Below are 13,521 nucleotides of genomic sequence, written 5' to 3'. Positions count from 1 at the left end.
GGCCTGTTTATTTAGGTCAGCATAACTGTCCTAAACCGCCGATACCATCGCATCATTGTCATGGTGACAGGATTACTTGAAAGATGGCGACCCGGCCCAATCTCTTGCCGACTGCATAATTCCTTAAATCGGCATCGATTTAAGGATAAAATCATGCAGCAATTCAAAGTGCTACAGCGTCCATCTCAAGGACGCGCGGCGCTGTAGGAAGAAACCCATGCAGAACGACCCGATTCCATCGATCACATTTCCGAACGGCACTGAGGTGCCGGCGCTCGGCCAGGGCACCTGGGCCATGGGCGAGGATGCCGGCCATGCCAAGGCCGAGATCGAAAGCCTCAAGGCCGGCATCGATCTCGGCATGACGTTGATCGACACCGCCGAAATGTACGGCGACGGCGGCGCCGAGGAGATCGTCGGTCAGGCGATCAGGGGACGGCGCGACGAGGTCTTCATCGTCAGCAAAGTCTATCCCTGGAATGCCAGCCTGAAAGGCACGGTCGAAGCCTGCGAGCGCAGTCTCGAACGGCTGGGCGCCGACCGCATCGATCTCTATCTGCTGCACTGGCGCGGCAACTATCCGCTCACTGAGACCGTCGCGGCCTTCGAAACGTTGAAGGCATCGGGCAAGATCGGCGCTTGGGGCGTCTCTAACTTCGACACCGATGACATGGAGGAACTGCTTAGAGTGCCCGACGGCGCCAATGTCGCCGCCAACCAGGTGCTCTATAACCTTTCCCGCCGCGGCATCGAATTCGATCTGCTGCCCTGGTGCCAGAGCCGCGGCATTCCCGTCATGGCCTATTCCCCGATCGAACAGGGAAATATCCTGCACCATCCCGAACTGATCCGTATCGCCAAGGCCTATCAGGCGACACCCGCCCAGCTGGCGCTCGCCTTCCTGCTGGAACGCGACGGCGTCATCGTCATCCCGAAGACCTCGAATGCCGAACGCGCGGCAGAAAACCGCGACTGCGTCTCGCTCGATATCACCGACGACGACTGGGATGCCCTCGACGCCACCTTTCCGCCGCCGGCAAGAAAAAAACCGCTGGAGATGCTCTAAGCGAACCCGATGAAATTTCGCCATAAAGCTGAATAAAAAGGGTAGTCAGTTATCATCGTGGAATGCGGTACAGGGATGGTTCGTGGCCTAATTCCCATATTGCTGAGCCTTAGCGGCAGCCTCGTCGCGACGGCGCATGCCGACAGCGCAAAGAGAGATAGCTATCGGGTCAGATATGCCCTGTTGCTGGAGAGTGGCCAGAAAATCCTCTCTGAAACAACCTGCAAGCTTCGCGAGAATTGTGTGGTCTACGGCGCCAGTGGCGGCGACATGCAGATCACCATCAATTTGGGCAATGAAAACACCAATCGCGACGACATCCGGATTCACTGCATTTCATACAATTGCGTCTTCGGTGAAGATAAGCCGATATTACGTCAGCAAGGGGAAACGCATTTCCGGATCTATCGCGGCGAAAGGGCCAACGGCCTGGAGATGAGAAATAGGCCGTTAGTCGGCGACCTGATCGTCAAGCATGACTGGATCGATCCGCGCACGTCGCCGGTGAACGAGAAGATTTGAAACGGACGCCGAAACCGGCGTCCGCCTGCGAAACGAGCTTACATGCCCGGGCTGTAATCTTTACATGCCCTGCACGCCGCGGTTCATCGCCGCGATGCCGGTACGGCAGACCTCGATCAGGCCAAGCGGCTTCATGATCGCCACGAACTGATCTATCTTCGACGATTTGCCGGTGATCTCCAGAATGAAGTGACCGACCGTCGCATCCACCACCTTGGCATGGAAGGCATCGGCAAGGCGCAGGGTCTCGGCGCGCATTTCGCCCTCGCCGATCACCTTGACCAGTGCCACTTCGCGCTCGATCGGCCGGTCCTGGCCGAGTTCGCGGGCACGCACCGTCAGGTCGACGACGCGATGCACCGGCACGATGCGCTCGAGCTGCGCCTTGATCTGCTCCAGCACCTGCGGCGTGCCGCGTGTGACGACGGTGATGCGGGAAAGATGCGCCTGATGCTCGGTCTCGGAGACCGTCAGGCTCTCGATATTGTAGCCGCGGCCGGAAAACAGGCCGATGACCCGGGCAAGAACCCCCGGCTCGTTGTCGACGAGAACCGAAAGCGTGTGGCTTTCGACGGCCGCCGTTTCCGGCGAAATGAAGTAAGCGGAGCCCGTGGGCTGTAGGTGAGCGTTCATGTCCTTGGTCCCTTCCCTTATTAGACGAGCGCGCGGCCCTTGGCGTCGATCGCATTGGCGACCGCTTCGTCGGTGGCCTCGTCCGGCAGCAGCATTTCGTTATGGGCCTTGCCCGAGGGGATCATCGGGAAGCAATTGGCGAGATTAGCGACGCGGCAATCGAAGATGACAGGCTTTCTGACCTCGATCATCTCCAGAATGGTGTCGTCGAGCTGATCCGGCTTTTCGCAGCGCAGGCCGACGGCGCCATAGGCTTCCGCCAGCTTGACGAAGTCGGGCATCGCCTCGGTATAGGAGTTCGACAGGCGGTTGCCATGCAGCAGCTGCTGCCACTGGCGCACCATGCCCATATACTGGTTATTCATGATGAAGATCTTGATCGGCGCATCGTGCTGGATCGCCGCCGACATTTCCTGGATGCACATCTGGATCGAGGCATCGCCGGCAATGTCGATGACGAGGCTATCGGGATGGGCGATCTGCACGCCGAGTGCGGCCGGCAGGCCGTAGCCCATCGTGCCGAGGCCGCCCGAGGTCATCCAACGGTTCGGCTGCTCGAAACCGAAGAACTGCGCCGCCCACATCTGGTGCTGGCCGACCTCGGTGGTGATGTAGGTATCGCGGTCCTTGGTGTGGGCGAAGAGCCGCTCCAGCGCATATTGCGGCATGATGACGTCATTGCTCTTCGTATAGGCGAAGGAGTTGCGTGCCCGCCAACGGGCGATATCGGTCCACCAGTCGTCCAGGCGACCCTTTTCCGGCTTCTTCGGCAGCGCCCGCCACAGGCGAACCATGTCTTCGAGGACATGGCCGACATCGCCGCGGATGCCGATATCAACGCGGACATTCTTGTTGATCGAGGATGGATCGATATCGATATGGATCTTCTTCGAGTTCGGCGAAAAGGCATTGAGACGGCCGGTGATGCGGTCATCGAAACGGGCGCCGATGCAGACCATGACGTCGCAGTCATGCATCGCCATGTTGGCCTCGTAGGAGCCGTGCATGCCGAGCATCTTCAGCCAGTTCTTGCCGGAAGCCGGATAGGCGCCGAGGCCCATCAGCGTCGAGGTAATCGGGAAATCGGTGAGCTCGACCAGCTCACGCAGCAGCTTGGAAGCCTCGGGGCCGGAATTGACGACGCCGCCGCCGGAATAGATGACGGGACGGCGCGCATTCGCCATCAGCTCGATCGCCGCATGGATCTGGTTGAGGTCGCCTTGGATCTTCGGCTGGTAGCTCTTCTGGATCGTGTAGTCGGCGGGCGGCGTGTAGGTGCCGGTCGCAAACTGCACGTCCTTCGGAATATCGACGACGACAGGTCCTGGACGGCCGGACTGGGCGATTCGGAAAGCCTCGTGAATGACGGCGGCGAGCTCGTTGACGTCCTTGACCAGCCAGTTGTGCTTGGTGCAGGGCCGAGTGATGCCGACCGTGTCACATTCCTGGAAAGCGTCGGAGCCGATCAGCGAGGTCGGAACCTGGCCGGTCAGGCAGACGAGCGGGATCGAATCCATCAGCGCATCCTGCAGCGGTGTGACGGCATTGGTGGCGCCCGGACCCGAGGTCACCAGCATGACGCCGACCTTGCCGGTGGAGCGGGCGTAACCTTCGGCCGCATGGCCTGCCCCCTGCTCGTGGCGAACGAGGATGTGCTTGACATCCTCCTGCTGGAAGATCTCGTCGTAGATCGGCAGGACCGCGCCGCCGGGATAGCCGAAGATATGTTCGACGCCGTTGTCCTTCAGCGCCTTGAGAACGATCTCCGCTCCCGTCATCCGATTGCCTGCCGCCTGATTGTCCGTGCTCATCTGTCTGTTCCGTTTGATGCTGGGATTGCGTTTGTGGCCGGAAGCCCGAATTTCGGGCATAAAAAAAGGCCCCGGAGGAGCCTGTCATCTAGCGCATGGGTGGCTATCGCCGGATGGTTACACCATCCTGCCCATGCGCTTTCCCACCACGATAAGAGCCGTTGCGATTTTCATGGTCGGAAGTGATAGACAGAAAATTTCGCAGCGTCAACGCATGCCGCAATAAAAAACTCCCGGCTCCCCGCATCCCTAAAATCCATGCCCGGAAGGATTTGTTAAAGGAAGGGCTTTATTCTCGCTTCCCATTGCAGGAGTAGGCCCTTTGCTTAACAACGACTTGCACGCGCCTGGTAAGGCGGGTGAACAGGATCGCCGCGATGGCCATACACCGGGGAACCGCTTTCTCGGCCGCGTCGTTGCATGCAGCGGTTCGCGGGCGACCATCGCCGCCGTCGCCGAGCAGGGCGGCACCGATCTGACGGAACTGTGGTCCGTGGGCCGGTTGATTTCGATCAGCGTCGGCCGCAACCGCGTCGTCGCCCTCGTCTATCAGATGAACACCGGCAGCCATGCCTGGGGCGAAGGCGAAGACAATACGTTCAGGATCGAGACCGAGCTGCTCGGCGAAGTCCGTGTCGACGAGGACGGGCGCGAGGAATTCTCGACCGGCATCTCGCGTTATCCCTATCTCGGCGCCATCGCCCACCGCATCCGATCCGCCGACCTGATGCGCATCTACGACGCCGGCGAGGGTACGACCGCCGTTATCGGCAAGCTGACGCAGGACGAAAGCATCGATGCGGCGATCCACATCCCCTCAATGCTCTCCAAGCATTTCGCCGTTGTCGGTTCCACCGGCGTCGGCAAGTCGACGGCCGTGTCGCTGCTCCTGCACAAGGCGATCGCGGCGGATCCGAAGCTGCGCGTGCTGATCCTCGATCCGCATAATGAATTCGCTGCCGCCTTTCCCGAGCACGCCGTCACCATCGATACCGATACGCTCGACCTGCCCTTCTGGTTGATGCGGCTGGAGGAATTTGCCGAGGTCGTGTTTCGCGGCCGTCCGCCGGTGCCCGAAGAGCTCGACATGTTGCGCGATATCCTGCCGGAGGCCAAACGCGCCTTCCGCGGCAGCGACAACTCGCTGGTGCGCCGCACGACCGAAAAGAGTTCGATCACCGCCGATACGCCGGTCCCTTACCGTATGGCCGATTTGCTGGCGTTGATCGACGAGCGCATCGGCCGCCTGGAAGGCCGCTCGGAAAAGCCCTTCCTGCGGTCGCTGAAGATGCGCCTCATCGCTGCGATCAACGATCCGCGCTATCACTTCATGTTCTCCAACAACACGATCAGCGACACGATCACCGAAACCATCGCGCAGATCTTCCGCATCCCCGGCGAGAACCGGCCGATCTGCACCTTCCAGCTTGCCGGCATCCCCTCAGAAGTCGTCAATTCGGTCGCCTCCGTGCTCTGCCGCATGGCCTTCGAGGTGGCGCTGTGGAGCGAGGGCGCCATCCACATGCTCGTCGTCTGCGAGGAAGCGCACCGCTACATCCCCTCCGATCCGAGCCTCGGCTTCGTGCCGACGCGCCAGGCGATCGCCCGCATCGCCAAGGAAGGCCGCAAATACGGCGTCTCGCTCGGCATCATCACCCAGCGGCCGGGCGAACTCGACCAGACGATCCTGTCGCAGTGTTCGACGCTCTTTGCCATGCGCCTCGCCAACGACCGAGACCAGGAAATCATCCGCTCGGCCATTCCGAATTCGTCGATCTCGACGACGAGCTTCATCTCCTCGATCGGCAACGGCGAGGCGATCGCTTTCGGCGAGGCGATCAGCGTGCCGATGCGCATGCGCTTTTCCCGCGTCGACGAAAACCTCCTGCCGAAGGCCAGCAGCGCCAACAGCAAGCAGAGCGAGGAAGATCCGGATACGGTCGATCTGCGCAAGATCGTCACCCGTATGCGGGCGGTGACGGTCGGACCCGACATTTCGAATTTTCAGCAGAGCTATGCCGCGTCCGTGGCAAGCTTGGACGAGGCTGATGCGGTCGACGAGGATCTCGACGCCAAGCCGTATGCGCCGCCCGCCTCCTCCGCTGCGCCGCTCGAAACCTATCGGCGGGAACTGCTGCCGCAAACGCCGCGGCTGGACCCGGCTGCGGTGCCGGCGATCGATCCCCGGTTGGACGCGCTGCGTCGCGAAATGCGCCGCGAGGAGCCGGTCTTTCCCCGGCCGGCACCGGCGACGGATCAGCCTGCGATCTCCCGCCGCGAGCCCGGCACGTCGCTGCGCGAAAGCATTTTGAAAAAACCGCTGAGCAGCCTTTACAACAAGGAATAAGCCTTCCACTCGCTCTCCAGTGCGATCAGAGGCTCGATGGCCTCGAGCACACGCTGCCGATCCATCGGTCCGAGCGGCAAGAGAGGGCGTGGGAGCTCGGCCTTGGCGAGTGAGAGAAGGTCGATCAGCGTATAGATCACGCGAAGGCTTCCGAACGCCTTGAACGTTTGCCAGAGCGGCTGGAGTAGACCATCGAGCCGACGCACTTCGCCGTCCTCGCCTGCAATCGCGGCCTTGGTCAGGGCACAAGCGACGCGCGGAAGCAAGCCGCCGATGACGCTGTACCAGGCGTCGGCACCTGAAAGCAGCGCTTCGCCAGCGCCCCAGTCGCCGCTATAGCCGATCGCAAGCTTGCTCTTCTCACGCAATGCCGCCAGTTCTCCTGCGAAATCGCCGTCAACTGGCAGAGGCATCTTCACCGCGCTGATCGTCTCGATGTCCGACAGGCGCTGCAGAAGATCCCGGCTGACGGTGAAGTGGGTCGTGCCGGGATTGTTGTAAATGCAAAGCGGCAGCTTCGCCGCCTCCGTGACGGCAAGGAAATGCTGATAGGCCTCCTCCTGAGTGAGCGGCGTGTAGGACACCGGCGCAAGCAGAAGCGCATCTGCACCAGCGGCCTCCGCATCCCTCGCCAGGGTCCGGGCGTGGTCTGTCCTCAGAGCACCGACACCGACGACGATCGGAACACGACCGCGCACGCACTCGACCGCGGCCTCGACGGCTCGGCGTCGCTCCTCACGTGTGAGAAAGGCGTAGATCCCGGTGCTGCCAAGAAGGCCTATCGAAGCGACGCCGGCATCACACAGGCGTTCCAGCAGGCGGCAGAGGGCTTCCGTGTCGACCCGGCCCCCCGTATCGGCGGGCGTTGGCGGAAAGGCCGAAAGTCCATGAAACGGAGAAGCGACAGACATGATGCGATCCTGAAAATCCGGTCAATGTGAAAACAGAAGACGTGATCCGGCGCCCGCGAAGAAGACGGCGAGACTTCCCTCGATCCATCGTCGCGCACGGGCGTAGCCGCGCACCATCGGCGCCGTCGAGAAGAGCACGGCATAGCCGGCAAATATCGAGATCCCGAGCAGCACGCAGCCGCCGAAAGCTGTCACGGCCATCTCCGGTGAAGCGCCGGGCTTGAGGCCGAGCGACATGATCGCGACCCAGGCTAGAACCGCCTTCGGATTGCCGAGATGCATCAGAACGCCGCGACGATAGAGCGCGCCGAGTTGCGCGGCAGGTTGGACGGCCTCGCTTGCCGGCATGTCCGACGCGACTGCCGAGCGGGCCGCCCTCCAGGCGAGCCAGAGGAGGTAAAGCCCGCCTGCGACTTTGAGGAACAGCAGCGCATGGGCATACCGGACCAGGAGTGTGGAAATGCCGGTGACAGCGACCAGCCCCCAGCATGTCGACATCGTTATGACCCCGGCAGCAAGGGCGAGCGCCGGTCGACGCCCTTGCCGCATCGCCACGTTCATGATGGCCATGTTGCTTGGTCCGGGACTGCCTGCAGCGATTGCGTAGGCGATGTAGACGACGAGAAGATCCTGCATTTGCTTTTTTCCAGAAGTTTGCGCCAGCGCACGGCACGACCCCGAAGGCGAAGAATGCGCCATCGGGAAGCCGCCGATCTGCTTCCTTTTCTTCGAAAATTGGTTCACCATGAAGCGCCATTTTTGAACAATCTCTATGGACCATTTTGCGATGTCCAAACGGCGTAGCACTATCGAAATCCCATCGCTCAACGCGATCGACCGAACGGACAATGTCGGTCGCCAGCTTGCGCAGGCCCTACGGAACGCAATCGCCTGCAGTGAGCTGAGGCCAGGCGAACGCCTTCCTTCGACGCGTAGCCTTGCAGCTTCGCTGAAGATCGCGCGCGGCACTGTCGTCGAGGTGTTCGATCAGTTGACCGCCGAAGGCTATCTCGAAGCGCGGGTCGGAGCCGGAACCCGTGTTGCCGCTGATCTGATTGACACCACGTTGGCGCCCTCGCCTGCACCGGCAGTGCCGTCTGCCGCAGATGCCGTCGATCTGCCTTCCCAGGCTGCTCGGCTGATCGCCATCGCCCGTGCGCTCACCCCGCACCCGCCCGTTCCCTTTGCTATCGCCGTCCCGGCTTCCGGCATTGCGCCCGACGACAACTGGCGCCGCCTCGGCAACCGCGTGCGCGCGTCGAGACAGGCCGCACCCTCGGGTTACCACGACCCGATGGGTCTGCTCGAGCTCAGGCTTGCCATTGCCGACCACGTCCGCCGTGCGCGGGCCGTTCATTGTGAGCCGGAACAGGTCATCGTCACATCAGGCACTCAGCAAGGCCTCTATATGGCGGGGCGGGTCCTTCTCTCGCGTGACGATCCGGTATGGGCCGAGGACCCGGCCTATCCCGGCCTGACGGCAGTGCTCGACGATCTCGGCGTCCGGACGCACCGCCTGCCGGTCGATGCACAGGGAATGAACGTGGAACGCGGCCTCGAGCTATGTCCCCAGGCGCGCGCCGCATTCGTGACCCCTTCGCACCAATATCCGATCGGCATGCCGCTCAGCATGGCCCGACGCAATGCCCTGATAGCCTGGGCCGACCAAAATCGTGCCTGGATCGTCGAGGACGACTACGACAGCGAGCTGCGTTATGCCGGACACCCATTTCCCTCAATGCAGGGATTGCGTCCGTCACGCGTCATCTATCTCGGCACGTTCAGCAAGGTGCTCTTTCCCTCCTTGCGCCTCGGCTACGTCATCGCCCCTCCTCCACTCGCAGAAGCCTTTGCCGGCGCCCGTGCCATTCTCGACCGGCATTCGCCGATCGCCGAACAGCACGTTCTGGCGGCCTACATGCGGGAAGGCTATTTCGAAGCGCATATCCGGCGCATCCGTGGCCTCTATGCCGAACGCCGCGCTGTTCTGCTCTCGGCGCTCGAGCGGGCCTTGCCGGAGGGGTGCTGCGTCCAGCAGAGCGACCAGGGCATGCATATTCTTCTATGGCTGCCCGAGGAGGTCGATGACGTGCAACTCGCAGCCCGTGCCCTGTCGGCCGGCCTTGCCGTGCGCGCGATCTCCCCGATGTATTCCGCGCGGCCGGCACGCCCCGGCCTGATGCTGGGCTTCGGCGGATTTCTGGCGGACCAGCTACAGGCGGCGGTTGGCGAACTCGTCGAACTGTTGAGCCAGCAGATGTCTCAAGCGGGAGGCCCGCAACAAACTGAAACCTAAACTGTCAGCCGTTCCCAGCTATCGTCCATCTGGTTGCGGAACCATGTCATTTGCCGCTTGGCATATTGCCGCGTCGCCGCAGCCCCCTTCTCCAGCACCTCGTCGCGCGTCATCTCACCCCTGACCATCGCCGTAATCTGCGACACGCCGATTGCCTTCATCACAGGCGCCTCGGCCGGCAGGTCGAGCGCAAGCAGCGCCCTTACTTCGTCTTCCGCGCCTTGCTGCAGCATCTTTTCGAAACGCCCGTTGATGCGCTGATGCAGCACCGCCCTATCCGGCAGCACGACGATCTTGCGGGCCTGGGCGGCGTCGATGATCACCAGTCCCGACTGGCCCTGGAAATCGGCGATCGACCGCCCCGTCGACTTCATCACCTCCAGCGCCCGCACGATCCGCTGCCCGTCCTGGCGGTTGAGGCTTGCCGCCATGGCGGGATCGGCCACCGCGAGTTCGGCATAGAGCCCGTCCGGGCCCTCCTCCAGCAGCCGCGACCTGAGTGCCTTCCGCAGGGCCTCCGGTATCTCGGGCATATCTGAGAGACCACCGGTCAACGCCTTGAAATAAAGCCCCGTGCCGCCGACGAAGACCGGCAGCCGCCCTGCGGCCCTGAGCGTCGGCAGCAATGCCGAGACATCCCGTAGCCAGCCGCCTGTGGAATAGGCCGCACCGGCCGGCACGTGGCCGTAGAGATGATGCGGCACGCCCTGCATCTCCTCTTCCGACGGGCGCGCGGTCAGCACCCGCAGCGTGTCGTAGACCTGCATGCTGTCGGCGTTGACGACCACGCCATCATGGCGCTTGGCCAATTCGACGGCGAGCGCGGACTTGCCGCTGGCGGTCGGCCCGGTTATCAGGATCGCGTTCACTGTGCTCAGAAGGTTTTCCATCATGGCCCTCGTTGCCACGCTTGTTGCCAATCCGTCAAATCCCGTGCTGACACCCGAAATCGCCGAGCAGGCGGCCGAGGCCGTGAACGCTTCCGGTCTCTACTGGCTGGCCGATGGCGTTGCCTGCGACATCGCGCTGCGCGACGGCACCGATGCGCAAGCGGCCGAGGCCAATATCCTTGCCGTCATATCAAACGCACCGATCGATCTCGTCATCCAGGAGCAGGAAACCCGCCGCAAGAAGCTGCTGATCGCCGACATGGATTCGACGATGATCGGCCAGGAATGCATCGATGAACTCGCTGCCGAAGTCGGCCTGAAAGAGAAGGTCGCGACCATTACCGCCCGCGCCATGAACGGCGAGATCGCCTTCGAGCCTGCCCTGCGTGAGCGTGTCGCGCTGCTGAAGGGCCTGCCGATATCGGTCGTCGACGAGGTGATCGCCAAGCGCATCACGCTCACCCCGGGCGGCCCGGAACTGCTTGCCACCATGAAGTCGAAAGGCCATTACACCGCGCTTGTCTCCGGCGGCTTCACCGTCTTCACCAGCCGCATCGCCGCCACTCTCGGCTTCGACGAGAACCGCGCCAACACACTGCTCGAAGACGGCGGCATTCTCTCCGGCTTCGTCGCCGAACCAATCCTCGGCAAGCAGGCGAAGGTCGATGCGCTGAACGAGATTTCGGCTCGCCTCGGCATTTCGCCGGAAGAAGCGATCGCCGTTGGTGACGGCGCCAACGATCTCGGCATGTTGCACCTTGCAGGCTCCGGCGTCGCCCTCCACGCCAAGCCGGCAGTCGCTGCCGAAGCGCAGATGCGCATCAACCACGGCGACCTGACCGCACTGCTCTACATCCAGGGCTACCGGAAGACGGATTTCGTGACGGTATGAGCGCGATACCAGCGACATTCCCAATCGGGGCTGATCGCTGGTGGCTCGTACGGAAGGCAACCTCCGTAAACCCGCCAAATAGCCTGTCACCTCCGGACCGTTAGGCCACCGATTCCGTTTCGAAAGCCCCCCCGGCACACCCTTCTCCACCCTCATTCCTGTGCTCGTCACAGGAAACCAGCCACCGCGCGTCTGCGCGGTGAGTGACTTACGTCAGGAGAGAAGAGTTTTCTGCGCCCAAGGACTTAGGCGCACTGGATTCCTATGACAAGCAGAGGAATGAGGGAGAGTTGGAGAGTACGGCGGCTAATTCACTACCGCCGTAGCTCCCTTATTCCATCGGCACCGCCACGAACCGCAGATCGCCATTCGCCGATGCGATCATCAGCTGGGCGTTGCGGCGGCCCTCCTGTTTCAGCGCCTGCACCTTGGCGGCGACCGCATCCGGCGACTTCATGAACTCCTGCGCCACCTCGACGATCACGTCGCCGGGCTTCAACCCCTTTTCGGCGGAGGCGGAGCCGGGCGTCACCTCTGTGACGACGACGCCGTCGACGCTCTCGGCGATCCCGAAGGCCTTGCGCGTCTCGGCGCTCAACAGCGACAGCGACAGCCCGAGCACGTTCTTCGGCGTTGCAGCATCCGGCGACACCTGGCCCTTATGCTGGTCGGGTGTATCAGGTGCGGGTTGGGCCTGATCGCCGGTATCCGGCTGGTCCATGTCGTTGTTCTCGCCGGGGTCCGGGGTGATCACGCCGTCATCCTGCGAACCATCAGGCGCCGCATCATCGGATGCAGCCGCCTGATCGCTGTCCTCAAGCCGGCCAAGCTTCACCTTGACGGTCTGCTCCTTGCCGTCGCGCAGCACCACCACATCGACTTCCTTGCCGACTGTGCTTTCCGCCACGACACGCGGCAGGTCGCGCATTTCGCTGACGGTCTTGCCGTCGAATTTCAAAATGACGTCACCCGCCTTGATCGAGCCGTCGTCGACTGGGCCACCCTTGATGACGCCGGCGACCAGCGCGCCCTTTGCAGTGTCGAGCCCGAGGCTGTCGGCGATATCGTCAGTCACCGGCTGGATGCGCACGCCGAGCCAGCCGCGCCGCGTCTCGCCATATTCGCGCAACTGGTCGACAACGCCGGAGGCAAGCTCCGACGGCACCGAGAAACCGATGCCGATCGAGCCACCGCTCGGCGAAATGATCGCCGTGTTGATGCCGATCACTTCACCCTTCATGTTGAAGAGCGGGCCGCCGGAATTGCCCTTGTTGATCGCCGCATCCGTCTGGATGAAGTTGTCGTAGGGGCCGGCATTGATGTTGCGGCCGCGCCCGGAAATGATGCCGACCGTCACCGAACCGCCGAAGCCGAACGGATTGCCGATCGCCATCACCCAGTCGCCGATGCGCATCTTGCTGGAATCGCCGAATTTCACGGACTTCAGCGGTGCCTTCGGCTCGACCTTCAGCACCGAAAGATCGGTCTTCGTATCGGTGCCGATCAGCTTCGCCTTGAGCTTCGAACCGTTGGCGAAATTGATCTCGATGTCGTCGGCGCCCTCGATCACGTGGTTATTGGTGACGATATAGCCGGCCGGATCGATAACGAAGCCGGAGCCGAGCGAGCTGACATTGTGGTTGCCGCCCTTGTTGCCCTGCTGCTTGTTGAAGAAATCGTTGAAGAATTCCTGGAAAGGCGAGCCGTCGGGGGCGCGCGGCGCCGGGCCTGCACCCTCGTCGTCCTTCACATTCTGCGAGGTCGAGATGTTGACCACCGCGTCGAGCAGCCCCTCGGCAAGATCGGCGACCGAAGCCGGGCCGTTATTCGGCACGACGGCCTGGCTCGCGGCGGCCTGCTGCGGTGCGGCGGGTACGGGAGGCGTAGGAGCGGGAGCAGCTGTTTCCGGTGCAGCCGCGGCCGGCGGTGTGGGTGCGGGAGCAGCCGGCTCAGGCGTAACCGGAGCGGGCGTCGCAACCCCGGGTGCTGTCGTCTCAGGCGCGGCTTGGGCGTAGGCGACCCCGTTCATGCCGGCATGCGCAAGAATTGCAGCGCTGGCCATAAGCGCGAGCGTTCGTCTGAAGGGCGAGCGAATCGTGGGGGCCATCAAGCTTCCTCATAAGGGGTCATGCGCACATTGAGCACCAGCATAA

The 13,521-nt window shown here is 62.6% G+C and carries 11 protein-coding genes; 5 read left to right on the top strand and 6 right to left on the bottom strand.

Going from position 1 to position 13,521, the window contains the following annotated elements; translation table 11 throughout:
* Positions 1-217: 217 nt before the first annotated feature.
* Together BS629_RS18265 and BS629_RS18260 are read left to right on the top strand one after the other, a co-directional pair.
* Positions 218-1,066, top strand: coding sequence for an aldo/keto reductase (locus BS629_RS18265; protein ID WP_018242802.1), 849 nt, complete (start codon positions 218-220; stop codon positions 1,064-1,066).
* A gap of 57 nt (positions 1,067-1,123) precedes the next feature.
* Positions 1,124-1,588: a hypothetical protein gene (locus BS629_RS18260; protein WP_245268236.1), complete on the top strand. Its 465-nt coding sequence runs from the start codon at positions 1,124-1,126 to the stop codon at positions 1,586-1,588.
* Between the two features lie 60 nt (positions 1,589-1,648).
* Here BS629_RS18260 and ilvN read toward each other — a convergent pair whose 3' ends face one another.
* Positions 1,649-2,221, bottom strand: a complete 573-nt coding sequence (ilvN, locus tag BS629_RS18255; RefSeq protein WP_003560902.1) for an acetolactate synthase small subunit — start codon at positions 2,219-2,221, stop codon at positions 1,649-1,651.
* Positions 2,222-2,241: 20 nt separating this feature from the next.
* On the bottom strand, positions 2,242-4,032 hold the full coding sequence (locus tag BS629_RS18250; protein WP_018242804.1) for an acetolactate synthase 3 large subunit: 1,791 nt from the start codon (positions 4,030-4,032) through the stop codon (positions 2,242-2,244).
* A gap of 322 nt (positions 4,033-4,354) precedes the next feature.
* Between BS629_RS18250 and BS629_RS18245 the strand changes: the two genes are divergently transcribed.
* Complete coding sequence (locus tag BS629_RS18245) at positions 4,355-6,379, top strand: ATP-binding protein (RefSeq protein WP_018242805.1); 2,025 nt, start codon at positions 4,355-4,357, stop codon at positions 6,377-6,379.
* Here BS629_RS18245 and BS629_RS18240 read toward each other — a convergent pair.
* Complete coding sequence (locus BS629_RS18240) at positions 6,364-7,290, bottom strand: dihydrodipicolinate synthase family protein (protein ID WP_018242806.1); 927 nt, start codon at positions 7,288-7,290, stop codon at positions 6,364-6,366. The two genes, BS629_RS18245 and BS629_RS18240, sit on opposite strands and share 16 nt — an antisense overlap.
* A 21-nt stretch (positions 7,291-7,311) precedes the next feature.
* Positions 7,312-7,926: a LysE family translocator gene (locus tag BS629_RS18235; protein ID WP_018242807.1), complete on the bottom strand. Its 615-nt coding sequence runs from the start codon at positions 7,924-7,926 to the stop codon at positions 7,312-7,314.
* Positions 7,927-8,077: 151 nt separating this feature from the next.
* Here BS629_RS18235 and pdxR point away from each other — a divergent pair, with 151 nt between their 5' ends.
* Positions 8,078-9,586 (top strand): MocR-like pyridoxine biosynthesis transcription factor PdxR, encoded by a 1,509-nt coding sequence (pdxR, locus tag BS629_RS18230; RefSeq protein ID WP_183610675.1) that lies wholly within the window; start codon positions 8,078-8,080, stop codon positions 9,584-9,586.
* Here the strand turns inward: pdxR and miaA are convergent.
* Positions 9,583-10,479, bottom strand: a complete 897-nt coding sequence (gene miaA / locus BS629_RS18225; RefSeq protein ID WP_018242809.1) for a tRNA (adenosine(37)-N6)-dimethylallyltransferase MiaA — start codon at positions 10,477-10,479, stop codon at positions 9,583-9,585. The two genes, pdxR and miaA, sit on opposite strands and share 4 nt — an antisense overlap.
* Between miaA and serB the strand changes: the two genes are divergently transcribed.
* Positions 10,478-11,368, top strand: a complete 891-nt coding sequence (gene serB / locus BS629_RS18220; protein ID WP_018242810.1) for a phosphoserine phosphatase SerB — start codon at positions 10,478-10,480, stop codon at positions 11,366-11,368. The genes miaA and serB overlap by 2 nt on opposite strands.
* A gap of 331 nt (positions 11,369-11,699) precedes the next feature.
* Here the strand turns inward: serB and BS629_RS18215 are convergent, their stop codons facing one another.
* Positions 11,700-13,475: a Do family serine endopeptidase gene (locus tag BS629_RS18215; RefSeq protein WP_018242811.1), complete on the bottom strand. Its 1,776-nt coding sequence runs from the start codon at positions 13,473-13,475 to the stop codon at positions 11,700-11,702.
* Positions 13,476-13,521 lie beyond the last annotated feature (46 nt).

Source organism: Rhizobium leguminosarum bv. viciae USDA 2370 (assembly GCF_002008365.1).
GTDB lineage: Bacteria > Pseudomonadota > Alphaproteobacteria > Rhizobiales > Rhizobiaceae > Rhizobium > Rhizobium leguminosarum.
The sequence above is the reverse complement of the archived record's forward strand: the minus strand, read 5'-3'. Positions and strand labels throughout refer to the sequence as shown.